Annotated in this window: 20 protein-coding genes; 6 read left to right on the top strand and 14 right to left on the bottom strand. The window is 56.8% G+C overall.

Annotated elements, in window-relative coordinates; all coding sequences use genetic code 11:
• Positions 1 to 182: 182 nt before the first annotated feature.
• The 10 genes from nagZ to ENN40_01800 all read right to left on the bottom strand — a co-directional run bounded on the left by nagZ (position 183) and on the right by ENN40_01800 (position 10,477).
• Positions 183 to 1,730, bottom strand: a complete 1,548-nt coding sequence (nagZ, locus tag ENN40_01845; protein ID HDP94082.1) for a beta-N-acetylhexosaminidase — start codon at positions 1,728 to 1,730, stop codon at positions 183 to 185.
• A 62-nt stretch (positions 1,731 to 1,792) separates the two neighbouring features.
• On the bottom strand, positions 1,793 to 2,917 hold the full coding sequence (locus ENN40_01840) for a hypothetical protein (GenBank protein HDP94081.1): 1,125 nt from the start codon (positions 2,915 to 2,917) through the stop codon (positions 1,793 to 1,795).
• Between the two features lie 83 nt (positions 2,918 to 3,000).
• The gene (locus ENN40_01835; protein HDP94080.1) at positions 3,001 to 4,146 is read right to left on the bottom strand and encodes a hypothetical protein; all 1,146 of its coding nucleotides are present in this window, start codon (positions 4,144 to 4,146) and stop codon (positions 3,001 to 3,003) included.
• On the bottom strand, positions 4,143 to 4,616 hold the full coding sequence (locus tag ENN40_01830; GenBank protein ID HDP94079.1) for a D-tyrosyl-tRNA(Tyr) deacylase: 474 nt from the start codon (positions 4,614 to 4,616) through the stop codon (positions 4,143 to 4,145). The genes ENN40_01835 and ENN40_01830 overlap by 4 nt, the downstream gene beginning before the upstream one ends.
• On the bottom strand, positions 4,616 to 5,290 hold the full coding sequence (locus tag ENN40_01825; GenBank protein ID HDP94078.1) for a hypothetical protein: 675 nt from the start codon (positions 5,288 to 5,290) through the stop codon (positions 4,616 to 4,618). Before ENN40_01825 ends, ENN40_01830 begins: the two co-directional genes overlap by 1 nt.
• A complete protein-coding gene (locus tag ENN40_01820) occupies positions 5,290 to 5,826 on the bottom strand; it encodes a hypothetical protein (protein ID HDP94077.1) in 537 nt (178 codons plus the stop codon). Before ENN40_01820 ends, ENN40_01825 begins: the two co-directional genes overlap by 1 nt.
• Complete coding sequence (argS, locus tag ENN40_01815) at positions 5,823 to 7,736, bottom strand: arginine--tRNA ligase (GenBank protein ID HDP94076.1); 1,914 nt, start codon at positions 7,734 to 7,736, stop codon at positions 5,823 to 5,825. Before argS ends, ENN40_01820 begins: the two co-directional genes overlap by 4 nt.
• Positions 7,737 to 7,820: 84 nt before the next feature.
• A complete protein-coding gene (locus tag ENN40_01810; GenBank protein ID HDP94075.1) occupies positions 7,821 to 8,579 on the bottom strand; it encodes a hypothetical protein in 759 nt (252 codons plus the stop codon).
• 64 nt (positions 8,580 to 8,643) lie between these two features.
• Positions 8,644 to 9,645: a hypothetical protein gene (locus ENN40_01805; GenBank protein ID HDP94074.1), complete on the bottom strand. Its 1,002-nt coding sequence runs from the start codon at positions 9,643 to 9,645 to the stop codon at positions 8,644 to 8,646.
• Positions 9,638 to 10,477, bottom strand: a complete 840-nt coding sequence (locus tag ENN40_01800; protein HDP94073.1) for a hypothetical protein — start codon at positions 10,475 to 10,477, stop codon at positions 9,638 to 9,640. Before ENN40_01800 ends, ENN40_01805 begins: the two co-directional genes overlap by 8 nt.
• Before the next feature lie 177 nt (positions 10,478 to 10,654).
• Here ENN40_01800 and ENN40_01795 point away from each other — a divergent pair, with 177 nt between their 5' ends.
• The 6 genes from ENN40_01795 to ENN40_01770 all read left to right on the top strand — a co-directional run bounded on the left by ENN40_01795 (position 10,655) and on the right by ENN40_01770 (position 19,430).
• Complete coding sequence (locus tag ENN40_01795; GenBank protein ID HDP94072.1) at positions 10,655 to 11,530, top strand: hypothetical protein; 876 nt, start codon at positions 10,655 to 10,657, stop codon at positions 11,528 to 11,530.
• Entirely contained in the window at positions 11,434 to 12,477 is a 1,044-nt protein-coding gene (locus tag ENN40_01790; GenBank protein HDP94071.1) for a tetratricopeptide repeat protein, read from the top strand. Before ENN40_01795 ends, ENN40_01790 begins: the two co-directional genes overlap by 97 nt.
• A 24-nt stretch (positions 12,478 to 12,501) precedes the next feature.
• Complete coding sequence (locus tag ENN40_01785; protein HDP94070.1) at positions 12,502 to 13,599, top strand: hypothetical protein; 1,098 nt, start codon at positions 12,502 to 12,504, stop codon at positions 13,597 to 13,599.
• Between the two features lie 196 nt (positions 13,600 to 13,795).
• A complete protein-coding gene (locus tag ENN40_01780; protein HDP94069.1) occupies positions 13,796 to 14,335 on the top strand; it encodes a DUF4388 domain-containing protein in 540 nt (179 codons plus the stop codon).
• A gap of 42 nt (positions 14,336 to 14,377) precedes the next feature.
• A complete protein-coding gene (guaA, locus tag ENN40_01775) occupies positions 14,378 to 15,913 on the top strand; it encodes a glutamine-hydrolyzing GMP synthase (protein HDP94068.1) in 1,536 nt (511 codons plus the stop codon).
• 49 nt (positions 15,914 to 15,962) lie between these two features.
• Positions 15,963 to 19,430, top strand: coding sequence for a DNA polymerase III subunit alpha (locus ENN40_01770; protein HDP94067.1), 3,468 nt, complete (start codon positions 15,963 to 15,965; stop codon positions 19,428 to 19,430).
• 151 nt (positions 19,431 to 19,581) lie between these two features.
• Here the strand turns inward: ENN40_01770 and ENN40_01765 are convergent, their stop codons facing one another.
• From ENN40_01765 to ENN40_01750, 4 genes are read right to left on the bottom strand one after another with little or no spacing between them, the layout of a single operon-like run.
• Positions 19,582 to 20,634: an AI-2E family transporter gene (locus ENN40_01765; protein HDP94066.1), complete on the bottom strand. Its 1,053-nt coding sequence runs from the start codon at positions 20,632 to 20,634 to the stop codon at positions 19,582 to 19,584.
• Positions 20,635 to 20,638: 4 nt separating this feature from the next.
• A complete protein-coding gene (locus tag ENN40_01760; GenBank protein HDP94065.1) occupies positions 20,639 to 21,016 on the bottom strand; it encodes a hypothetical protein in 378 nt (125 codons plus the stop codon).
• Positions 21,016 to 21,891 (bottom strand): succinate--CoA ligase subunit alpha, encoded by an 876-nt coding sequence (gene sucD / locus ENN40_01755; protein HDP94064.1) that lies wholly within the window; start codon positions 21,889 to 21,891, stop codon positions 21,016 to 21,018. The genes ENN40_01760 and sucD overlap by 1 nt, the downstream gene beginning before the upstream one ends.
• A complete protein-coding gene (locus tag ENN40_01750) occupies positions 21,875 to 23,056 on the bottom strand; it encodes an ADP-forming succinate--CoA ligase subunit beta (protein ID HDP94063.1) in 1,182 nt (393 codons plus the stop codon). Before ENN40_01750 ends, sucD begins: the two co-directional genes overlap by 17 nt.
• Between the last annotated feature and the right edge of the window lie 2,007 nt (positions 23,057 to 25,063).

The raw sequence follows: 25,063 nt of genomic DNA, 5'->3' as shown, positions 1-25,063 counted from the left end.
GAGCGGTGACCTGTGCCCTCTGGGTATTTGTGCCCGAAAGGGTACTCTCATGCAGCCTTATCATTTTTTCAAATATGCATAACCCCCAAACCCACACAAAATGGAAGAGAACCAAAAGTTGAAGAGTTGAAAAGTTGAAGAAGGAAGAAGTTGAAAAAGTGGGACGGGCAAAAAGTTTTTCGCTACTTCTCACTTAAGGTGATCTGGACGGGCAAACGACCGCGCGGCGTGATTTCCCCGGCCAGAACGGCGGCCAGGGCCTCCGCCTGAACTCTGCGGTAACCATATGTGGCCAGGAACACCCGGGCTGTGGGGAATCCGCTCAAGTCATAGGGATTTCCGAGTGCGACCACGATGGCATCAGGCCGGATACGCAACATGCGTCGCACGGCCGCGGCCTGGATTTCCCCTACTTCCACTGAGCGGGAAAACACCGCCAGAACAACCTTCCCGGCAGACCGCAAACGTGCGCCCATTCCCGGCGGCGGATCCGGGCTCAGCTCCAGCATCTCTGAATCCACATGGAGAAACCATCGGCTCAGGGGTACGGCCAGCACCGACCTGGCCTTTGCCCGGCTCAACGCCTCGGTAGCCACGACTTTTTTCCATTCCACCAGCATCAGGCGGCAACCAGGATCCAGGGGTAGAGTATTGTCCCTGTCACGTACCAGGGTGATCGAGGCGGCGGCCAAACGGGATTCGTCCCGGTAGTGTGAGCGGACTTTCTCACTTGCCCGGCTGAGCTTGATACCGGGCGGAACCCTCAGCAAGCGCCGCCGCCGCTTCATTTCCAGGATTCGCATCACCGCCTCATTGATGCGCGACATCGGGATGCGACCATGTTTCACGGCATCAACCAGGGCACAGAAAACACGGGCCTGGGTCTCGGCTGAGCGGCTGACCGCGACCACGTCCACACCGGCGTTCACTGCCTTCACGGCTGCTTCGCCCGGGTCCATGACGCGCGATACGGCTCCCATCTCCAGGCAATCGGAAATGACCAGGCCCCTGAATTTCAACTGTTTCCGCAGCACCGCCGCCAGCCAATGGCTGGAAAGGGATGCCGTCTCGGTGTCCACATCCGGGTACACCACGTGCGCCGGCATAACGGCGTCCAACAGGCGGGAACGAATCAGGGCGCGAAACGGGGCGATATGGACGGTATACAGCTCATTAGCGGACGCCGCGCACACGGGCCGGTCCAGATGTGAGTCTGAACACACTTGTCCGTGTCCCGGGAAATGCTTGCCGCAGGTTGCCACGCCGCCGCGGCGCAATCCCCCGGCCAGGGCCGCCCCGAAGCGCCTTACCACCCGGGGATCGTTGCTGAAGGAACGGAACCCGATAATGGGGTTGTCGGGCCGGGTGTTGACATCCAGAACCGGCGCCAATACCCCGTCCACTCCCATGGCACGCATTTCCCCACCCACAATCCGTCCCGCCAGACGCGCAAAAGCACGCCTTCTTGTAGCCGCGAGTCCCATCGGCGACAATGTGGTCGCGGCCATTTCCCCGAACTGCACCACATTGCCACCCTCCTGGTCCGTCCAGATCATGGGTGCCGGGACAAAACTTTCATGTATCTCGTTCGTCAGGGCCGCTACTTGTTCAACGGATTCGACATTGTGGTGAAACAACAGCACAAATCCCGCTTCACCCCGCGCCAAGCGTTCCTGAAAATCACGGGAAAGACTGGTGCCGATGAAACCAACCATCAACATCTGCCCCACTTTTTCTCTTAGTGAGAAACGGCCAACCAGGGAAAACGGGCTTCGGGCTGGAAAAAAGAAGGTCACGAAATCTGCTTGCGAAAAATGCGGCGGCGGCGGGCCTGGTAGTGCTCGAAAAACTTCCACTGGGCATGGATCTTGGTGTTGGTTTCCAACTCCACGTTGGACTCGGCGGCTTTAAAGCCCATTTTTATGGCGTTTTCCGCTACCGCCAGCACCAGCATCAAGTCGACTCCCATGCCGCGGTACTTTTTTTTCACCCCGGCCAGGTAGAAATCCAGCACCTCGCGCCGGCGCAAGCCGCGCAACAAGTGAAACCAGCCCAGCGGCAGGACCCGGCCGCGCGCTTTCTGGAAAGCCACGGACATGCTGGGCATGGAAATGATAAAGCCCACCACCTCGTTCTCGGGATTGACCACCACCTTGCACAAACGGGGGTCGAGAAACATGGAGTACTTCTTGGTATAGTAATCCGTCTGTTTGTCCGTGGTGGGAACGGAGCCGTAGATTTCAGCAAAGGTTTCGTCCAGGAGTTCAAAGATGGGCCGGGCGTATTTCAGCAATTGGCGTTTGGATTTGCACTCCACAACCTTCAGGTTGCTGCGTTGTTTGAGCCGCTCCGCCAGAGTAAACAAACGTTCGGACAATTCCCGGGGCACTTTGGCACGGAATTCCAGGTAGTCGATCTCTTTTTCGAAACCGTATCGCTCGAGAAATTGGGGGTAAAACGGCGGGTTGTAGATCTGGGCGATCGTGGGAACCAGGTCGAAACCTTCGATCAGCATGCCCTCGGAATCCATGTCCGTAAAGCCCTGGGGCCCGGTTATCGTGGTCATCCCCTTCTCCCGGCCCCAGGATTCCACGGCGTCCAGCAACGCCGCGGCCACGGCATAGTCTTCGATCACGTTGAACCAACCGAAGCGCAGGTTCAAAGAAGCGTACTTCTCATTGGCGGCATGGCTGAGGATGGCGGCAATACGGCCCACGGGTTCGCCGTCTCTGAACGCCATAAGCATCTTGGACTCCGCGGTTTCAAAGGCGGGATTGCGTTGGGAATCCAACGTCTCCATCTCGTCCATGATCATTGGAGGAACCCAACAGGGATTGTCTTTAAAGAAATGAAAAGGCATCTTGACGAATTGTTTGAGTTGTTTTTTCGATTCCACGGTTTGAATGTCAACCTTCATGGGTCACCTCCAAAGCGGCGTTATTTTCGTTTCGCCCTGATGCCTTGCGCCAAGTGAGATTATACCCAAAGCGGAAAAACGCTTCAATCAAAAGCAATACGGCGGCGATAAATGCGCCTGCGTTTGTGCTGAACCGGATTGAAGTACTTCCACATGGCGTGGATCTTGAAATTGGTTTCAAGTTCCAGGTTCGATTCCGAATACACGAAACCCATATCCATTGCCGTGCGCGCGATCTCGATCAGCATGAGCAAATCGATCCCGGTTCCTCGGTACTTCTTTTTAACCCCCGCCAGGTAAAAATCCAGCGTATGCCTGGCTTGCCGCGAACGCAGGATATGCCACCAACCCAAAGGCAGCAGCCGCCCGCCCGCGCGCTGGAATCCCCGGGTCAAACTCGGCATGGCCACCATGAAACCCACCATGTCTTTATTTTCATCCACCACGGCGATAATCAGGTCCGGATGGGCACAAAACGCGTACCGCTTCAGGTAGTACTCCATCTGCTCCCGGGTCAGGGGCACGGAACCATAGACCTCATCAAAAGACTCATCCAGCAGGGTCAACAATTCTACTCCATGGCGCAAAACTTCACGTCGATTTTTAAAGCGCAGCACGTGAAATCGACCCCGCAAACGGATGCGATCACACAATGAAAGCAATTTGTCGGGAATGACATGATTTTCCGGAGTCCGCACGCGAAATTCAACGTAATCAATCTCTTTTTCAAACCCCGCTTGTTCCATCAGCGCCGCATAGTAGGGCGGGTTGTAATTGGAGGCCAGGGTCGGCACCTGGTCAAATCCGTCTATCAGAATGCCCTCCGGATCCAGGTCCGTGAAACCCATGGTACCGGTCAATGACTCCATACCCCGCTCACGGCCCCATTTTTCCACTTCAAGGAAGAGCGCCTCCACCGCGTCCGGGCGGTTTTCCGATTCAAACCAGCCGAAACGCAGGTTGCGGGTACCGTATTTGCGGTTGGCCGTATGGCTGAGAATGGCGGCCACCCTTGCCAGGATACGACCCTCCTCTTCAGCCAGAAAAAGGCGCACTTCGGCATCCGCAAAAGATGGATTGTGGTCGGGATTGAACAGTTCGCGCTCATCCCGCTCCAGCATGGGAATCCACAAGGGATTGTCCGCATAAAGTTTACGGGGAAAACGGATGAACGCCTTTACTCCCCGGGAATCCGTCAATTCCAGTGTGCGGATGTGCATGGATGTCACGCCCTACTACCCTCCGCAAAACAGGCCGCGCCGGAACGCTCCACCACAAAGGTCACGGGTCCGTCGTTAGTGGAATCAACCTGCATGAACGCTCCGAATTCGCCTGTTGCTACGGAAATTCCAGCCGAGGCCAACTGCCGGTTGAACCGCCGGTAAAACTCTTCCGCCGCCTCGGGATCGGCCGCATGGGTAAAATCGGGCCTGCGGCCTTTGCGGATCCGGGATGCCAGGGTGAACTGGGATACCGACAGGATTTCACCGCCCGTATCCATGATGCTCAGATCCATGCGTCCCGACTCGTTGGCAAACACCCGCAGGTGGCGGATCTTTGCGGCCATGTAATCCACTTCCGCTTCACTGTCGCCCCGTTCAATACCCACGTAAACCAGCAGCCCGGGTCCAATGCGACCGGTTTCCCGGCCCGAAACAGTCACACGGGCCCGTTGCACGCGCTGAATCACCACGCGCATCAACGCCCTCCCGGGTCGCGCACGCGCCCCGGATCGAGGGGCGGGATTGGACGCTCCAGCAGGGAAGAGGCGGAGTTCAAGAGTTCGGCGGGCACATGCGGCAGGGGCTCCTGGCCGGAGATGTGGTGCAGAATCCATTCTACCCGCATTTCCACATTGTTTTCCATGCGCCCCTGAACAGAACTCAGGGTAAGATATGCGGGTAAACGTGAAGTCGCTTCCAGGAAAAGCCCCCATTGCCACGCTGAACCCCGGATCCGGGCGGAGATAAGACGCATCCGGGTTCCGGTTAGCGGCAGGTCCACTCGGTTGCGTTGCGCATCATCCATAGGGGTATCTCTCAATGCCTGTACCTGCAGCCCCAGGGACCGGGCACGCATACGCAACGCCGGCAACACGCGCTCCACATGACGCGAAACGGAACCCTCGGGAACCAGGCGTTTTCGCAACATCCGTCGCGAGGCGTCCAGTCTGCCATGCTCGGCCGTTTTCATTTCAGCCACATCCACTCGGCTCTGTTCCAATTGTGTCAGTTGATATTTCAGCTCTTTTGACTCACGTTTGCAAAGATTGATATCCCGGACCAGGGGTTCGGCCACCACTTTCAGGTAGACCCAGATCGCGGCCACAAACACCAACAGGATAAAAACGACCCGAACCGTTTTGCGCAACATCAGAAAACACCCACCAGTCCTCGCAAACAGGTTGCCGGCGGAGCACAGGAATCCAAACGCAAAACTTCCGCACTGGACAGCAATGCCCGGATCAATCCGGGTTCCGCCGCCTCAGCCGCTGCGATGTTGAAACGCAGACCCATGCCCGCGGCTTGAAGGGACCATTCCCGCACAGAAGTTTTCACTGCCGCTTGTTGGATCAATGAAACAAAGCCCTCCGCGGCCCGGGCCTGACGATTGGGGAAAGTGAACAGGAAGCGATTGATATAAAAATCGGCGCGCTGTTTTCGGGCGCGCGCCGGCTCCCGGGTCCGGGAATGCGCCAGGTTTAATTCCTGTTTCAATCCGTCCAGGTGTCCATGGTGAATCGCCCGCACCCTTAGCAAATATCCGGTCAAAGCCAGCATGCCCGCCAAAAAGAGCAATCCCAGCACAAACAAGACAAACGTGAGCCGGGATTTTCCGGATATACCCATCATTTTTTGAATATAGCACAGGGGTAACCCGGGTTCAATGTTGTCACGCCACGGACTCACATGCGTTCCGGCACCGGAATCCCCATGATGGCCAGCAAGCGCCCCAACCGCTCACGCACCAGCAAAAGCAATTGGATCCTGAGGAAACGCAACGACCGATCAGGTTCGTTGATAACCGGATACCCGTGGTAGTAGCGATTAAAGGCTTGACAAAGGGTAAAAGCGTGGTTGGCGATACCGGACAGATCCTGATTTTCCAGGGCGGTTTCGATGCGGTTGTCGCCATCGGATAGTTGCAGTAATATTTCAAAGAAATCCGCGGCCTCCCGCGAATCCAGGCAAGCCGGATCGATGTCAACGTCCATAACCGCCTGCTCCCCTTCGTCCAGTTTTCGCAGAATGGAATTCAATCGCACCAGGGTGTACTGCAGGTAGGGACCTGTATCTCCCTCGAATGCCAAAGCATCCTTGAAATCAAACGCGATCACGGCGCGGGCGTTGAACTTGATCATAAAATACCGCAATGCGCCCACGGCGATCTGCACCGCGATGGCATCGCGCGCGGACTCACTCAAATCCGGATTGCGCTTATCGACTTCCACCCTGGAGCGGGCGGTCAGTTGCTGGATCAGATCCGCGGCCTTGACGGCGATTCCCTTGCGCCCCGACACCTCCACCCAGGGTTTTTTTTCATCTTCCGGCGACAACGGAAGATCCAGTTCCCGCACACAGCGGGGAGTCAACGCCACCATCTCGTAGGAAAAATGCACAAAGGGGCGTTCGCCGGAAGGCGCAGGCTCCAGGTCTTCGAGGACCTGGGCGATGATGTTCTGCAGATAGGATTGGCGTACATCGATTACATTGAACACCCTGTGGGCGGGGCCGAAATCACGTTTCTCGCTGCCGCCGCGAAAATCCGTGGTCAGAATGACTTGACCGTCCGCATACCGGGAAAATTCGCGAAAGGGAAAATCCTCTTTGAAACGACCCACTTTCCAGAATGTATACGCCAGGTCCTTGGCGATGTAAGTGGCCGTTCCATTGGAACGAATCACCACTTTTTCCAAGTCCTCATGACGATAACGGATCACCCGGCAACCTTGCTTCTCTGGATCCTCGGATTCGTACAAGATCCCTTGCTCGGTCAGGATCCGGGCCGCCCGGGTAAAGAAATCGAGTTCCATGATATCCCGTTCCCGCACCAGCAGGTTGTAACGAATTCCGATCGACGCCATCACGCGGATATGGTCTTCCAACACCCGCGAAGAAATCCAATCGGCAACGCCGTATTCGGGATCTCGACGCTCCTCAATGGCTTGGTGAACACGGTTGCGCGCCTTCTCGCTCTCGGGGTCAGCGGCCAGGTGACGATTGACCCGGGCGTATACATCCCACAACATGGCGGCGGGATCCTTGATGCGGCGGATCTCTTCCAGAGACATCTTTATCATGTGGAGCAACCCCCACACCACGTCGGCCACCTGGATGCCCGTATCGTCAATGTAGTTCTGCACCTCCAGGGGGTAGCCCAGGTACTCCAGGCTGCGGGCCAGGGTATCTCCCAGGCAGGCGTTGCGCAGGTGACCGATATGGGCGGCCTTATTGGGATTGATGCTGGTATGTTCCACCACGATGCGTTGGTTACGGGCGGCGGGTCGACAGTCTACTGAATCGATTAGGTAACGCAGAAAACAGTGGCGATCCAGGGTGAAATTCAGAAAGCCCCCGCCCGCCAGGGACACTTCCGCCATGGGCAGAAACTTTGCGGACAGCAAGGATACCAGGCGTTTCCCGATCTCTATTGGCTTCTGTTTCATGCGCTTGGCCAACAGGAACGGCAGGGTGGTGGAGAGATCACCATAGCGGCGGTTGGGCGGAATCGAGAACTGGATATCCCCTGCATTGATGGGGAACTCGGATTGCAGATACTCGCGCATGCGCGCGGCGTATTCTCTTGTCAATTCCTTCATTTGTGGTTCTCCAGGTAATCGGAATGGTTCCGGATTCCCATCACGGCCATAAAACCCCCGGATCGAGCTTCCAGGCCCAAACCCTCAACGCTTTTTGCGGTCAAACAGGGATGGAAGGCCTTTTTTCATCGCGGATTTCAAAGTGGATTTCAGCGAGTTGTCTTCCGGAGGCGCGATTTCCGCCAGGCGTCTGCGTGCGGTTTCGTGCCCGGGCTCGAGTTCAAGAGCCCGCCGATAAAACGATTCCGCCCTTTTCATCAACTTTTCCGAATAGAACAGGTTTCCCAGGGCCACCAAGGGTTCCGCGTTCCACGGCTCCAACTGAACGGCTTTCTGCAGGTTGACTTCCGCATCCCGCTTCATGGCGGGATTGCGATACTGACACAAGCCCAGTAACAGGAGCGCATCCCCCCGGTCCGGGTCCAGGCGCAACGATTCCCGTAACGCCAGCACGGCGGGACCATACTCTTTGCCGGCATAGAGGGTTTTGGCCTTGCGAAAGAGTTCTTTCGCCTTCTCTTGGGGATCCTCTTCTTCAGGCACCACTTCCGATACTTCCCGGAATCCCCGCCGTTCATAGGCGGCCCGTTGATCAAAATCGAGAAGCACGGCATGGGCACGGTCCAGGCGGCGACGCAGCGCTTCCAGGCGTTGGCGAACGCTTGCGTCACCAACTGTTGCCAGCTCATTGTCCGCAAGCTTGATCAGCCATCGCTGGTATGCTTCGTGAATGGTGGCGACCGTAGCCGTACGGTCCAGGCCGAGCAACGCGTAATGGTCCAGGTTGCCCCGGTTCAACCGTTCATACAAATCCAGGCATTGGGTGATCAGTTGAGAATCCATATCCTTCTCCTGAACCGATTATCACTGAATCGTGTTACCATTCTAATGCAGGCAGGCGCACAATTCAAGGCCCGGTATTGGCGGCGAAATAGGGACAACGATCCGCCAGTCGAACGAAGAGTTCCCGGCCACGTGGTGCGGTTACACAAAACCGCCAATCCAGCCGCCGCAAACGGAAAGTCCCTTTGGCATCTTTTCCCAGGCAAACGCGGACCACAATACCCCAGCGATTTTTGCGTTGACGTGAACAGGTGACAAAGTCTCCCAGCGAAAACGCGACCGGTTTGCGGCCGGCCGGAGAGTCCAACGCCGCCACCGGCGCCGGTGTATGGGAATGATGCCCCACTACCAAATCCCAGCGGGTCAACCATTGCCTCGCCGTTTCCACCAGGAGGGAACGGGGATACAATTCCAGTTCAAAACCCCAATGGGGGTACAGGATGTTGAACACCCCGTCCCGCACCAGCTCTTTCTCGTTTTTTAAGTCGGCCAGGAACGGCCCCGGATGGTTGCTCCACTGCGTTAACGCGGCCACACGAATGCCGGCAAGCGGTTCCACCACCGGACGGGCCCGGCTTCCCGCCACCACAAAGCCCAGGGATTCCAGGTTGCGCAGGTGTTTCTCAAAAAGGTTGGATCCATGATCAGCCGCGTGGTTGTTTGCACAGGAAAGTACAATGCGATGGGGCGGGGCAAGGCTTGTGAGGGCCTCCAGGGTTTCCTTTCCGTGTACTTGCTGCATGACCACGGAATGGGGTGGCGGCAGGCTCACACCTTCAAAATTGGCCACCAGAAAGTCCGCGGAAGAAAAAAATTGGAGGAGTCCCTCTGAGAATCGAATCTTTCGCCCCCCCGTGGGCATCCAATCCCCGCTAAAAACCACCACAGCCTCGCCTTCGCCCCGGGACCATTCTGAAGTGGTTGGCATAAAAGGCAGAGCTGGTCCGGATTTTCTGGAAGGGCCCAGAAAATTCCGCCACACCACGCCGGCAAGTTCCCTTTTCGAGTAGGGTGAAGACAGGCGCCGTTTCAGAAACCGGCGCCGGTCCGCGGGTGCCCTATTCACCAATCTCGCGGACCACGCTTTTCAATTCAAGGACCTCGACGGGGCAATCCTCACTGTCGTGCTCCCAGCAGACCAGCAAGTCGCAGGGCTCGCGTCCAGACTCCTGATCCGGAGTGTAGGTTGAACTCTTAAGCAAAAATTCCACGCGCAGGTGTTTCCACTGTTCCCGGCGCACGTCGAAATAGCGGCGGCCTTCTGCATGGGGACGTTCGCTGCTTACGAATTCCAGTTCAAACCCCAGCTCCGTCGCCAGCATCCCGAAAAGAAACAACACACCGTCCCGATCCACCGGAGCATAGCGAATTCCCCTGAAATCCACGGGTTCACCGAGCCGGCGCTCCACCTTTACGGGACGCTTGGGTTTGATGGTCTGGGGAATGAGCCGAATGGGTGAAGTGTCTGCTTCCGAAGCCGGAACGTTGGGCGGCGGAGCAGCGGCAACGGGTTGGAACGCATCGGGGAACAACTCCCGCGCCTTCCACAATGCACGCTCCAGGCTCTGCCACCTGGATGTATAGTACTCCAGACTGAACGCCCCGTGAGCTTTGACAATATCCGCCGTGGGCGGCTTGCCTCCCAGCCGGTAAAGGCGCACCAGTTCGCGTAACAATTCATCGTCTTGAACCAGCTCCGGATTCTCTTCCTGGGAGTAACCCCTGGGCATTTCCAGACCCGCGGATTTGGCCGCCTGGGCCCAGGTTCCCAGGTGGTATTTCACCGTGTTGATGGGGATGGTGGAGTTGAGAATAAAATCCTGCTGCTTCAGGTAGCGAACACCCAGCCCGGCGGCCACTTTTTGAATCTCGCGTATAATCTCTTCCCTGGAATACATGCAATCTCCTGAAGTATTTTCATATTGCACCACTGGACTGAACCTGTCAACCGCGGGCTGAGTCTGCGGCCGCAAAACAACAATCGCCTTTATGCATGGGGTTGCGTGGACAACCAAAGCCCGCCTCAACCGTATTGAATAAGTAGAACAAGGAACCATTCTCTGGAGGCAACCGTTATGCAAAGGCAGAATCTGATTTTTTTGTGGTTTATCATCGCCGCAACAGGCGTCTACGGCGCCGGCGGCGCGGAACTTTTCCCTACCATTGCGGGCCTGACAAATCCCGTTAAACCCGCGGAATACACGGCCGACAATCTGTTTGAATACATCAACGGCGCGGCCGACGTATTTATCGGTTACGATTTTGAACAACTTTTCTCCATGACCTATTCCGGAACCGATGGTCAAACGATTGCGGCCGACATTTACCGCCACGCAGACCCGGCCTGCGGTTTCGGTATCTACAGCCAGGAGAAACCCCGAAAGGGCGATTTCCTGGCCGTGGGCACGGAGGGTTACTACGAAACCGGAATTCTCAACTTTTTCCAGGGCCGCTTCTACGTCAAGATTTCGGCGTTTGACCTGGGCGAACGGGAACAAAAGATCCTGACCAGCCTGGCTCGGGGGATCGCCGAACGCATTCCCGATGCCGACGGGTTTCCTAAAATATTTGAATTATTTCCCAAAACCGGCCGCATTCCCCGCTCCGAGCACTTTATCCGGCGCAATTTTCTGGGCCATGGCTTCCTGGAAAACGCTTTCATCTGTGACTATTCGGTAGAGGACAACCCGCTCCAGCCCTTTATCATCCGGGCGGACTCTTCGGCTGCCGCCAAAACCATGATTGAATCCTACCTGGAATTTGCCCGTTCCCACACCGCCGTAATAGCGCAAAATGAAAACACTGTTCGGTTTGTTGACCCCTATCACAAATCCCGTGGCCCCCTGAGCATGAAATGGCGGGAACAATACATCTGGGGAGTCTTTTCTGCGGATTCCGCTGCCGCGGAACGCATGCTTACCGCCATCGAGGCCGCCCTGATTCGGGAGTAACACACCTCCTGAAGGCCGCAGGCATACGGAATTGCCCCTTATTGAGGACAGAACGGAACCGCACCCCTGGAATTTGCTTTGCTGCAACTGGCGTGTTTGTGTCTAATTATGCTAAGATTGTTCCCGAAAAGGAGGGATTCATGCGTCACATCCCCCGGAAATTCAGTTGTGGGTTTTGTATTGCGCTTTTATTGATTCCGCTGTTCACGCTTAGCGGATTCGCCCAGAAGGATTTCAACCAGGATGAAAAAGAGATGATCCGCGACTTCAGGCGTTCCAACAGTTATTACCTGGATGGCGAAAAACTGTACAAAAAGGGCAAAGTCGACAAAGCCGTCAAGGAGTTGGAGAAGTGTCTGGAGATCTTTTCCCGGCATGACAAAGCCCACTTCGTGCTGGCGGACATCTACTTGAAAAAACGCGACCTCGAGAAAGCGGAAAAACATATCCGCGCGGCCAAGGAGGGCTTCGAACATTTAGAGAAATGGTATTCCTTTACATTCCAGCAATACCTCGACACCCTGCGCAAACAGAAAGATATCAACAACGAACAGATCGCCGGCCTGGAAGCGTCCAAAGGCCGGGCTACGGGCGTGGAAAAAAGCCGGATTGAAAGCCGGATCGCCCAACTGAAGAGCCAGAACGCCGACGCCGACACCAAGTTGTCGGAATTCGTGCGCAGCGGCTCAGAACCGCCGGCCGAATACAACTACATCCACGGCAACGTCTACTTTCTCACCCGGCGTTTCCAGGACGCGGTAAACGAGTACACCAAAACCCTGGAAAAGGACCCCCGTCACGGCGGCGCCTGCAACAACCTGGCCACCATCTACTTCATGCACAAGCGAGTCGACAAAGCCCGGGAGTATTTTGACAGGGCCGTGGAATACGGTGTCCAGGTAAACCCGAAGTTCAAGGAAGCCCTGGAGAAAGCCGAAGGCAAATAGGTTCCACCAGATGGGGGGCACGGCATGCCCTGCCTTTTCACACCCGGCATGAATACGTTCAACCGCAACACATCGAACCCGGACGTTCCCGCGCTCGCCGATGAGCTCCTGGAAGCCATTGCGGAATCCAGCCACATCCTGGCCGTTATCAAAGGTTCCCCGGATCCCGACGCCATTGCCGCGGCATATACCTTCCGGCAGATCGCGGAAAAAGCGGGGCGCCAGGTCATTGTTGAATCCGAGCAACAGCCGTCGCTTCCCCAGAACCAGCGCATCATCACCGACCTGCATCTGCCCATCCGCTACGACGCAGTAGGAGATGCGGTGCGTTTTTTCGATGCCTACGCCGTATTCGATCATCAATCCGTGCAGGTGGAAGGCGTGACCGGTATTATTCCATGCACGGTGCACATTGATCACCACCAGGAGGCGGATACCCAACTGCCTGTGCGTTTTCGCTGGGTATGCGAAAAAGCGGGTTCCACCAGCACCCTGATCGCATTGCTCCTCGAATATTTAATCAACCTGCAGAACTGGTCCGCCGCGGAGGAACAGAAAGCCTGCACCGCCCTTTACTTCGGCATGTATACCGATACGGACCACTTCGCCCACCTCAGCGAACTGGACCGCCGCGCCCTGGCCTATCTGGAGCCCCGTACGGACCTTGCCTTTGTCAAACGACTGTCTTCCCTCCCTTTCCCCCGGCCCGCCCTGGGGTACCTCGAGCGGGCCATGCAGAACCAGGAGATCTACCGCGACTGGCTGATCACCGGCACGGGATTCGTGGACAGCCAGCACCGGGACACCATCGCCCTGATCGCCGACTTTTTGTTGCAACGGCATCAAGTGGGCATGGTCATCGTGTTTGCCCTGATCCGCCAGGATGGGCAGTTGCGGCTCGACGCCGCTTTCCGCTGCCCGGACAAAGATTTCGACCTGGACAAACTGGTCAAGCGTTTTTCGGCGGCCGGAGGGGGCCGATCGTTTAAGGGCGCGTTCCAGGTGGATTTGAGCTATTTCAGCGATACCCCCCATCCCATCCTGCTGTGGCAAATGGTGCGCTTGACCACCACCGCCAAGATCAAATACCAGCGCGACCAACTCGACTCCAGGCCCCTTTAAAAAAAAGTTGGAGAGTTGGAAAGTTGAAGAGTTGAAAAGGGAAGAAGTTCCAAAAGGGGCGGTTCGCGAACCGCCTCTACGTTCCCGACTGCCACCTGTCACCTCTCTTCAACTTTTCATTCATCTTCCTTGACAAACGGTACCCAACCCATATATCATTCTATCTTTCAAACAACCGGAGAAAGAGACAAAGAATATGAGTTTGAAGGGTTCACTACAATCAATTAATCTGGCCGACATCATGCAGTTGGTGTCCAACTCAAAACAGAGCGGTCGCTTCGTGCTGACCAAAAACACCGGTGAAGATGGACACATCTACATCAAGGATGGCGAAATCATCCATGCGGACGTGGAGCATTTTACCGGTGAAGACGCAGTATTCACCCTGATTTCATGGGGAGAAGGAGACTTCGTCTTTGAAGAAGAGGCATTCGATACACCGCAAACCATTACCCGTTCCGTGACCTCTCTGCTCATGGAAGCCGCCCGCCGCATCGACGAATGGAAACTGTTGCGCAAAAAGATCGGCTCCATTGACGCCGTACCGGCATTCTCTGAAATCGATCGTGAGGAAAGGCGCAAGATCTCTCTTTCCACCCTGGAATGGATGGTGGTGGCCAAGATCGACGGGCACCGAAGCATTGCCCAGATCTCCAACGAAACAGGGATCAACATTTTCGATGCATCGCGTATCATTTTCGGCATGCTGGCATCCAAGCTTTTGACCCTCAAGTAGCTCTGGACGACCGGGGAAAATCCCCGCGGAATTGGACCCGACATGAAGAACAGAGTGCTCATCCTGGATTTTGGTTCCCAATACACCAAACTAATCGCCAGGCGCATCCGCGAAACCGGCGTCTACAGCGAAATTGTTCCCTTTAACGTATCCATTGCGCGGATCCGTGAATTTGGGCCGGGAGCCCTGGTGCTCTCCGGAGGTCCTTCCAGTGTATACGCTGCGCGGGCCCCGCATATCTCTTCGGAAATCCTCGAACTGGATATCCCCATCCTGGGGATCTGCTACGGCATGCAGCTTCTCGCCTACCTCGCCGGCATGCGCGTCACGCCAGCAAAAGAGCGGGAATACGGCCTGGCCCGCCTGAACCTTTCCACCGGGAGCAAGTTGATGCGAAGCATCCCCTCCCCGACCACGGTGTGGATGAGCCATGGAGACAAAATCACCCAGTTACCTCCCGATTTTGCCGTCACGGGCACCACGGAAAACACGGAAATGGCGGTAATTGAGTCGCATGCCAGACGCCTTTACGGGGTACAATTCCACCCGGAAGTCGTTCATACCACGGAAGGACGGCGCGTGCTGGAAAATTTCCTCTTCACAATCGCCGGCCTGCAGGCGGATTGGAACATGGGCGACTTTGTCGCGGATGCCGTCAACCGCGTCCGCGCCCAGGTGAAAGACGGACACATCATCCTGGGCCTGAGCGGGGGCGTGGACTCCACAGTTCTGGCCATGCTGCTGAAACGTGCCGTGGGTAAGCAACTGATCCCGGTTTTTGTGGATACCGGCTTATTGCGCAAAAACGAATTCGCGGAACTGATGAGCCGCTTCCGCAAGGAACTGGGGCTTAATGTTCATGGCATCGACGCCTCGGAACTGTTTCTGGAACGCCTGCAGCGCGTACGTTCTCCGGAACGCAAACGCAAAATCATCGGCAAAACGTTTATCGACGTATTCGCCCAAATCGAAAAGCAAGTCGGCCCCGTCGAGTTCTTTGCCCAGGGTACGCTTTATCCCGACGTCATTGAATCGGTATCGGTAAACGGTCCGGCAGCCAAGATCAAGAGCCATCACAACGTGGGAGGATTACCCAAAACCCTGAACTGGCGCCTGATTGAACCCTTCCGTGAGCTGTTCAAGGATGAAGTCCGCCTGATCGGACGCGAACTTGGACTGGATGAAGCCTGGATCCGGCGCCACCCCTTCCCCGGTCCCGGACTGGCCGTGCGCATTATCGGCGCCGTAACCCGCGAACGCGTCCAGCGCCTTCAGGAGGCCGACGCGATCCTGATCAGCGAGCTTCACCGCCGCGGGATCTACGACGACATCTGGCAGGCATTCACCGTGCTCCTGCCCATCCGCTCCGTCGGCGTCATGGGAGACGTCAGAACCTATGAAAACGTAGCGGTACTGCGCATGGTGCGCAGCGTGGACGGTATGACCGCGGACAGCTACCCTGCCGACCATGCCTTCCTCTCCACCACCGCCGACCGCATCGTAAACGAAGTCAAGGGCATCAACCGCGTCGCCTACGACCTGACATCCAAGCCGCCGGGGACCATCGAATGGGAATAGGGTTTCCCCCGGCCACCGGATTTTTTTCCGTTTCGGGTGAGAGCGGGAAATGAACCGTTTTATCCACCTTCACCTGCACTCGGAATTCAGCCTGTTGGATTCCTGCCTGAAACTCAAGCCCCTGATCCAGCGTGTCAAGGAATTGAACATGCCCGCCGTGGCCCTGACCGACCACGGCAACATCCTGGGTGCGGTGGGGTTTTTTAAGGAAGCCCAGCGCAACGACATCAAGCCCATTATCGGATCTGAACTCTACGTGGCTCCGGAATCGATGGATCAGAAGCCGGATCACAAAAACGGACGCGTCAACTACCACCACCTGGTGGTTTTGGTGAAAAACGAGAAAGGCTACCGCAACCTTTCCGAGCTCATCACCCAATCATTTACCGAGGGTTTTTACCGCCGCCCCCGGGTGGACAAGCAACTGCTCGCGCAGTGCCGTGAAGGGCTGGTGGTCATGTCCGCCTGCATCCAGGGGGAAATCCCCTACTGGCTGTTACTGGACCGTTGGGACAAGGCCCAGGAGGCGGCGCGCTGGTACCGCGAGACATTTCGGGATGATTTCTATATCGAAATTCAGAACCACGGTTTGTCTAAACAGCGCGAAGTGCTGCCGAAACTGGTCGAACTGGCCCGCAGCATGGACATTCCCCTGGTGGCCAGCAATGATGTGCACTACTTGAAACGCGAAGACGCGGACGCCCGCGAGATCCTGATCTGCCTGCAGACCAACGACGTCCTTTCCAACCCGGACCGCGCCATGCACAAGGAAACCGAGGAGATGTTCCTGAAATCCGGCCTGGAGATGCGGGAAGTTTTTCCCGACCTCCAGGAGAGCCTTGACATCACCTTCGAAATCGCCTCCAAGTGTCATTTCGAATTCACGCTGGGCACTTATTACCTTCCGGAGTTCAAAGTACCGCAACCCCAAAGCATTGACGGCTACTTTGAGCAAATCTGCCACGAAGGTTTTGAATCCCTGAAAGGGCGTCTGGTCGGCAAGAAGCATGATATTCCCACTTATCGCCGGCGCCTTGAATACGAAATTGAAAAAATCCGTGAAATGGGATTCCCGGGATATTTCCTGATTGTGTGGGACATTATCCGCTTCGCCCGGGAACGGGGAATCTTTATCGGCCCCGGTAGGGGGTCGGTGGTGGGCAGCCTGGTGTCGTTTACCATGGGCATCACCGGCATCGACCCACTGGATTACGATTTGATCTTTGAGCGCTTCCTGAATCCCGAGCGCATTTCCATGCCGGATATCGATATCGACTTTGACCCCGAACGCCGCGAAGAAGTGATCCAATACATCCGGGACCGTTACGGAGAAGACAGCGTGGCCCAGATCGTCACCTTCGGACGCATGAAAGCCAAGCTGGCCATTCGCGATATCGGCCGGGTTTTGGAAATTCCCCTGGGAAAGGTCAATCAACTGGCCAAATTGATCCCGGAAGGCCCGGGAGTTGACCTTCAATCCGAGATCCGCAACAACACTGAACTGCGCCGTGAAATCCAACGCATCGAAAAAGCGCCGGAGCTCATCGAGTACGCCCTCAAGCTGGAACACAATGTGCGGCATACCTCGATGCACGCCGCCGGAGTGGTGATCGCCCCCAAAAAGTTGACCGAGTTCATGCCGCTCTACAAGACACGCGACGACATCGTCACCCAGTTCGAAAAAGAGGAGGTGGAACAGATCGGCCTGCTCAAATTAGACATCCTGGGACTCAAAACCCTGACCATCGTCAAAAACATCCTCCAGTCCCTGGAAGAGTGCGAGCAGATCCGCATCGACCTGGAGCGCATCCCGCTTGATGACCGCAAAACCTTCAAGATCTTTCAAGCCGGTGACACGGACGGCATTTTCCAATTCGAAAGTTCCGGCATGCGGGATTACCTGAAACGCTCCCGCCCCAAGCGCATCGAAGACTTGATCGTGCTCAACGGCCTGTACCGGCCCGGACCGCTCAAGTCGGGCATGGCGGACGCTTACGTAAACCGCAAACTCGGGCGGGAAGAAGTCACTTATATCTTTCCCGAACTGGAAGATATCCTCAAAGACACGTACGGAATCATCGTGTTCCAGGAACAGGTCATGCGCATCTCGGTGGATGTGGCGGGATTCGCCATGAGCAAGGCCGATGAAATGCGTAAGATCATGGGGAAAAAGCAGGTGGAAAAGATCCCGGCCATTGAGAAGGCCTTTATTGAAGGCGCGATGCGCAAGGGGCATGCGCGCAAGCAGGTTGAGAAACTTTTCAGCCAGATGGCCACTTTTGCCGAATACGGGTTCAACAAGTCCCACTCCACCGCGTACGCTTACCTGGCCTACCAGACCGCTTACCTGAAAGCCCACTTCCCGGTGTACTTCATGGCCGCCCATCTCAGCTCTGAAGCAGAGAAATCTTCCACTTCCTCGAAAGTCATCCAGTACATTTCCGAGTGCAAGAAAATGGGATTTCAGATTCTGAAACCCGACATCAACCGCAGTTTTATGGCCTTCAGCGTGGATTCCGCCACGGCCATCCGTTTCGGCCTGAAGGGTTTAAAGAACATCGGGGAATCCGCCCTGCACAGCATTCTCGAATCCCGCGAAGCCGGGGGTGATTTCAAGGACTTTTCTGATTTCATGACCCGCATTGAGTTGACGCGGGTCAACAAGACCGTGCTGGAAAGCCTGGTCAAGTCGGGAGCCCTGGATTGTTTCGCCATCCCCAGGCGGGTGCTGTTCAACGCATTGGAAGACGCGGTCAAGCAGGCCCTGTTGATCGAAAAGCGCCGTGACACCCAGCAGAAATCCCTGTTCTTGGCGGAAGACAACGTGCTGCAGGTCACCATCCCGTCCCACGTCCTGGAAGAACCGGAGTGGAGCGAAAAAGAGTTGATCCAGTTTGAAAAAGAGATCGCGGGCATCTACATTACCCACAACCCTCTGGAGAAATTCCGCAACGAGATCCGCAAGGTATCCAATACGACCATCGCCAATATTCTCAGCCGTGAGTTCAACGGCGATACCGCGCGCCTGGGCGGGGTCATCACCAACCTGAAGCAACGCAAATCGCGCCGGGGAGACATGTACGGCGAGTTATTCTTTGAAGACTTGACGGGCCGCATCAAGGTATTCGCTTTCAAAGACCGCTGGGCGGAAATCAGGGACAGCGTGGAAGCGGACACTCCCTACCTGCTGGAAGGGCGCCTGCCCCAGGGCAACGAAAGCGATATTTCCGTTTACCTGGAGAGTTTGACCGACATGGAGACGCTCATGCGCCGCAAGGCCCGCCAGATCACCATCATGGTGCGCTACGAACAGTTGAGCCCTGAATTCAACCTGGAGTTAAAGGAGCGGCTGGAACGCAACCGTGATTCCGTACCCTACATGATTATGGTTTACCGCAACGACGGTTACCGCACCAACATCCAATCCGCCGCGGGAGACGGCCTGAAAGCCACCGTGTCCATGAAAAAGGATATCGAGCGACTGACCGGGGAAAATTCCGTAGAGATAGTTTATTAGAGTTGAAAAGGGAAGAAGTTGAAAAAGTAGGGGCGACCGGCCGGTCGCCCTTCTTTGAAACAGGTGACAGGAGGCAGGAGACCAAGCATATTTTTTTCTACCTTCTACCTTCTACAAAAACCGTTTTGCATTTCTCTCCAACTTTTTCTTCCTACAATGGCGGTCGCGCCGCGCCCATCAACTCACTGAACGGTTTCAGCACCGGGCTCTGCTCCATCATGATCTTGATGGCCACGGTCAGGGGTACGGCCAAAAGCATGCCGATCACCCCCCACATCCAGCCCCACAGGATCAGGGAAACCAGGATCACGATGGGAGACAGATCCAGGTTGTCGCCGGTTACTTTGGGTTCCACCACGTTACCGATTATCATCTGGGTCAAACTCAGTCCCACGGCCAGCAACAAGACGCGCAGGGTCAGCCCGAATTTCAAAAAACCGACCAGTACGGGCAGGATGGTGGCCATGATGGAACCGATGTTGGGGATAAAATTAAACAGAAAGATCACAAGCGCGAAAAACAACACGAAATCGATCCCGGCCAGCCACATGATTCCGGCCCCCACAACCGCCGTCAACAAACTGATCAGGGTCTTGAGCAAGAGGTAGTGCTGCACTTTGTCTTCAATGGAACGCAGCACCTCCAGCATCTGGACCGCGCGCCTGGTGGCGAAAGCCCGCCCCACCCGGCCCTCCATGGCCGTGCGGCCGGCCAGCATGAACATGAGGAAAACAATGATCAGGAACAGGTTGCCCAGAAACACGGCAAAAGAGCCGAGCGTGGAAGAAAGCATGGAAGTGATGGTGTTGATCGACTTGGACCAGTCGAAATCCGCGATGAACCGCTCCACATCCACCACGGGCATGCGCAACTGCTCAAACAAACTGTTGAGCATGCGCGCCAGGGTCTGGCTGTAGGCGGGAAACTTGTTGATAAAGGCACTGGCCCCGGTGTAGATCAACAGGCCGAAGAAATAGCACAACACGAACAAAAACACCAGCAGAAACACCAGGCCCAGGGCGCGCGGCACGCGCCATTTGAGCAGGCGGTCCATGACGCCGTTAAACAGAAAATAGAGAAGAACGGCCAGGGCAAGCGGGATAAAGATGGTTTTCAACTCCTTCAGGATTAACACCATCACCACGCCCACCAGGCATCCCAGGTAAACGCGGATGTGAAGCAGGTCGCGGTTTTCCACTTGCATTTGCTTACGAGTAACTGCGGATCTCTTCCTCGATTTCAAAAACCCGGCGTTGGGTAAAGAAAAGGAAGTTTACGTCCACTTCGTAGCGGAAAAAGTATTCGATCATCTGGCGGTCGTTGTTGATATTCACTTCCACCAGGCCCTCATTCTCTTCATCCAGGATCACGCCCTCGCGGTTCAGGATCTCGCGGATCACCGCTTCACCTTTCTGCGCGGTAAAGCCCGCTCCCCGTTCGAGCGCGAGCCGGTCCTTGACCTGGGCGGCGATCGATTTGGACTGGAAGCCGGCGCCCAGGTGCTTGACCAGGGCAAATCCCCCGTAAACAATCAGCAATACCAAGATGAGATTCAAAAACGAGCTCTTTCCCCGTATGGCGTTCATTAAACCTCCTCCAGAACCTGCTTCATTGTATAGCCGATCTCAACCGGATTTTCAACCACCCGGATTCCCCGCTGCCGCAGTTCATGAATCTTTTCCGCGGCGGTTCCCCGGCCCCCGGAGATAATCGCCCCGGCATGTCCCATGCGGCGTCCCGGCGGAGCGGTACGCCCGGCGATAAAGGCCACCACCGGTTTGGTCATTTTTTCCTGGACAAAGCGCGCCGCCTCCTCTTCCTGGGTACCGCCGATCTCCCCGATCAGCACCACCGCGTCGGTATCGGCGTCGGCTTCAAAGCGCCGCAGTACATCCACAAAACCCGTTCCCACGATGGGGTCACCGCCGATGCCGATGGCGGTGGACTGCCCCAGCCCCAATTCGGTCAACTGGTTGACCGCGGCATAGGTCAAGGTGCCCGAACGGGAAACCACGCCCACCCTGCCGGGAGCATGAATTTTGGCCGGCATGATGCCGGCCTTGGCCCGTCCCGGTGAAATCACTCCCGGGGTATTGGGGCCCACCAACACGGAATCGCTTGAGGAAAGGAAATGCTTGACCCGTACCATGTCCAGGATGGGAATGCCTTCGGCGATGCAGATCACCAAACCGATGCCCGCATCCGCCGCCTCCAGGATGGCGTCGGCCGCCGCCAGGGCGGGAACAAAGATAATGGTCGTATTTGCCCCCTCCCGGTCCACCGCCTGTGCCACGCTGTCAAAAACCGGACGATCCAGGTGCTTGCGGCCCCCTTTACCCGGGGTCACTCCGGCCACCACCCGGGTACCGTATTCAATCATGCGCTCGGCGTGAAAACCCCCTTCTTTACCCGTGATTCCCTGCACCACCACGCGAGAGGATTGATCAAGCAGAATGGCCACGTTCGCCTCCTTTGGCCAGCGCAACGGCAGCCCGCACCGCCGCGTCCAGGTCGGTTTCCGCCACCACGTCCAGTCCGGATTCATTGATGATTTGCCTACCTTGCGCCTCGTTGGTTCCCACCAGGCGCACCACCACGGGCACCTTCAGGCCGACATCCGTGACCGCGGCCACAATGCCCCGGGCCACGCGGTCGGTGCGCACGATGCCGCCAAAGATATTGACCAGGACAGCGCGGACACGGTCATCCGCCAGCAGGATATGGAAGGCTTCGCGCACCCGATCCTCCGAGGTGCCTCCACCCACGTCCAGGAAGTTGGCCGGCTCGCCCCCATACAACTTGATAATGTCCATGGTGGCCATGGCCAGGCCGGCGCCGTTGACCATGCATCCGATCGATCCGTCCAGGCGGATGTAATTGAGATCATGGCGTGATGCCCGTACTTCCAGGGGCTCTTCCTCGTCTTCATCCCGCAGGGCCAGGATTTCCGGCCGGCGGCCGAGGCCGTTGTCATCAAAGTTGAGCTTGGCATCCAGGGCCAGCCATGCGCCGTCGTCGACTTCCACCAGGGGGTTGATCTCCACCAGGGACGCGTCCCGGCTGTGCATCAATTCATACATGCCTCGTACCACCCGGGCAAACTCCTTTGCACCCGCTTTCTTTACACCCAGGTGAAGTTCCAGCAGGCGAATGTGGTAGCCACTCAGTCCCACCGCGGGATGAACCGGGACTTTGAGAATCTCTTCCGGGTGTTCTGCGGCCAGTTCCTCGATCTCAACCCCGCCCTGCGCGCAGGCCACGAATACCGGCATACCCCGTTCCCGGTCCACCAGCAGGGCCAGGTAACATTCCCGTTGCAGGGAAGCGGCGGCCTCGATCAGCACCCGCCGTACCTGTCGCCCTTCCGGGCCGGTCTGGGGTGTCACCAACTGCATGCCCAGGATCTCTTGAACCGCCTTCCGCGCTGCAGTCAGAGAATCCGCCAAGCGGATGCCGCCGCCTTTGCCTCGACCCCCGGCATGAATCTGGGCCTTGACCACGCAGGGCAAGCCGGTGTGGGCGATCGCTGCATCCAATTGATCCGGGGCCTCGATCATCTTGCCGGGGGGTACCGGAATTCCGGCCCGGCGGAAACACTCCTTGGCCTGGTATTCATGGACTTTCATGCACTGCCTCCTTTACCGTCTCCCCCACGGTGGGGCGTCAGATGTTCTGCTGGTGAATCTTGAAGTTGCCCGCTTCATCGCGGAAACGGATGTACAGCAGGCGTTTGCCGCGTACTCCGGAAAGGGGGAAACGATAGGATTCCGTGAGAGAGTCGTTTAGACCATCCTCCGGTGCCAGGGGAAACCACAACTTGCCGTCTACTGAATAGGCGACTTCCGCCACCGGGGAGGTGTCGTCTTTTACCCGCATCACCAGCACCCCGCTTTCCACTTTCACGGACTCCAGCACGGGCGCCGTGGAATCGATGGCAAACATCTCGGAAACATGGGTCGCGGACAAGGCCGTGTCAACGGGATTGGAAAGGCCGTCGTCCACCCTGAGGCGCAACTGGTAATCGCCGTCGCTGATCATGCGGGGATCAATGCGGAACTCCGTTTCCGTCACATGCTCCTGCAAGGGGATCCACTCCGAACCGCCCGCGCGCCGCAACTCCAGCGTGGCTTTCAGCTTGTCTCCATTGGGATCATCCGCTTTCCAGCGCACAAGCAGGTGGCCCGGTATCACATCCGCTTTTTTGTCTTTCTCATTTTTGGCGTCTTTCTTTGCCCGGGTGATCGTGAGTTCGCGGATGCGGGGCTTGAGGTTGTTCTGCAGGTAATAGGCGGTTAAACTGGACAGGCGCGGCGAACGTGCCAGGTTGGCGGAATTCAACGAAATCTTGAACTGGATGTTGCGGTAGCCGCTGGCATCAAGGCGGGCGTTATCCGGATCGGAAAAAGGCGGTGTCCAGTCAGTCCACGTATTGTCGGGAATGCGCGAGTTCCCCATGCGTGCAAACACCGCGGCTACGCCTCCCCGCTCATCGTTCTCCATGCGCCAGTAAATCCGGCCGAAACGCGAGGGAACAGCCAGGTCAAAGACCTGCGAAAGGTATTCCCCCTTGCCCGCGGTCGCATCTTCAATGCGCCAGATTCCCGCAGTGTTGTTGGTAATGGCCAACAATCCGTTTTTGTTGGCCGTCACGGCATACAACTGCGCCGCCGGAGCCTCCATGACCAGGGCGTAATCTCCGTCCGGAGATACCCGGTACATGCGCCCCGTATCACCGGTCCCCAGGTACAAGACCGACCCTTTTTCGTGGTAACACAAGTCGTAAATGCTTTCATTATTTGATTCCCAGATCTTTTCCACATCGCCGTTGCGGTTCAAACGGTAAAGCGCGCTCTTTTCTTCCGGGGGATTATTGCTTTTTGCCTTGGCGGCGGCCGGATCCGGGGTTTCCCCGTCAGCGGCTGCATTCGCGATCTTGGGCCGGGCCAGGCGCGTGGCGGCAAAATAGATGTTTCCGGACGTGTCTTCGCAGATGCCGCGCACTTCCTCAAAAGGGGAATCAAACATCACACGCACCTTGCGTCCCGAGATCCGGAACAACAGTCCGCGCTCGGCGCTGCCCGCATACACATCACCGTCTTTGGCGGCATACAGGCTGGTGATGTGGGTGTCGTCGGCATCAAACAACTTGACCGGTTCATCCTTGCCGGCTATGCGGTATACCGCCCCATGATTGCCCACGGCGCAGTAGACCTGGCCCCGGCTGTCGGCGGTCATGGCCCAAATGAACCGCTCGCGGGGAGTAAACAGCTTTTCCGCTTCACCTTTGCCTTTCAGGCGGTACACACTGCCGTTGGGAGAAGTGCCCACGTAGATATCATTGCCCACCGCCACCAGGCCGTACACATCCAGGTGTTCCGATTGAAAGATCTGTTCCGCCTTGCCGCCGCCCGCGGGCATGCGGAATACCCGGGCCCCGTGTCCCGTACCCAGCAGGATGTCGCCGTTCATCGCCGTGGCCACCGCCAGGTAGTACTCCTGGTCCGGGCCGTCCAACCGCTGGATGCGGGGACCGATAAACAGGCGCCCCCGGCTATCCACGGCGGTTCCCACCAGGGTGCCGGCCTGAAAAGCATCAAAGTCACCGATCACGATTTTCTTGGTCTGCCCGGCAT

The sequence above is a fragment of the Candidatus Aminicenantes bacterium genome, from assembly GCA_011049425.1.
In the GTDB taxonomy this organism is placed as follows: domain Bacteria; phylum Acidobacteriota; class Aminicenantia; order UBA2199; family UBA2199; genus UBA876.
Note: the sequence above shows the minus strand (reverse complement) of the source record. Positions and strands in the feature narration are given on the sequence as shown.

Bases quoted from the DNA above. Each gene is read 5' to 3' on its own strand.
- ENN40_01840 (HDP94081.1), bottom strand. From the start codon at position 2,917: ATGAAGGTTGACATTCAAACCGTGGAATCGAAAAAACAACTCAAACAA.
- ENN40_01830 (HDP94079.1), bottom strand. From the start codon at position 4,616: ATGCGCGTGGTGATTCAGCGCGTGCAACGGGCCCGTGTGACTGTTTCG.
- ENN40_01825 (HDP94078.1), bottom strand. From the start codon at position 5,290: ATGTTGCGCAAAACGGTTCGGGTCGTTTTTATCCTGTTGGTGTTTGTG.
- argS (HDP94076.1), bottom strand. From the start codon at position 7,736: ATGAAGGAATTGACAAGAGAATACGCCGCGCGCATGCGCGAGTATCTG.
- ENN40_01810 (HDP94075.1), bottom strand. From the start codon at position 8,579: ATGGATTCTCAACTGATCACCCAATGCCTGGATTTGTATGAACGGTTG.
- ENN40_01800 (HDP94073.1), bottom strand. From the start codon at position 10,477: ATGTATTCCAGGGAAGAGATTATACGCGAGATTCAAAAAGTGGCCGCC.
- ENN40_01795 (HDP94072.1), top strand. From the start codon at position 10,655: ATGCAAAGGCAGAATCTGATTTTTTTGTGGTTTATCATCGCCGCAACA.
- ENN40_01790 (HDP94071.1), top strand. From the start codon at position 11,434: ATGGCGGGAACAATACATCTGGGGAGTCTTTTCTGCGGATTCCGCTGC.
- ENN40_01785 (HDP94070.1), top strand. From the start codon at position 12,502: ATGCCCTGCCTTTTCACACCCGGCATGAATACGTTCAACCGCAACACA.
- ENN40_01780 (HDP94069.1), top strand. From the start codon at position 13,796: ATGAGTTTGAAGGGTTCACTACAATCAATTAATCTGGCCGACATCATG.
- guaA (HDP94068.1), top strand. From the start codon at position 14,378: ATGAAGAACAGAGTGCTCATCCTGGATTTTGGTTCCCAATACACCAAA.
- ENN40_01770 (HDP94067.1), top strand. From the start codon at position 15,963: ATGAACCGTTTTATCCACCTTCACCTGCACTCGGAATTCAGCCTGTTG.
- ENN40_01765 (HDP94066.1), bottom strand. From the start codon at position 20,634: ATGCAAGTGGAAAACCGCGACCTGCTTCACATCCGCGTTTACCTGGGA.
- ENN40_01760 (HDP94065.1), bottom strand. From the start codon at position 21,016: ATGAACGCCATACGGGGAAAGAGCTCGTTTTTGAATCTCATCTTGGTA.
- ENN40_01750 (HDP94063.1), bottom strand. From the start codon at position 23,056: ATGAAAGTCCATGAATACCAGGCCAAGGAGTGTTTCCGCCGGGCCGGA.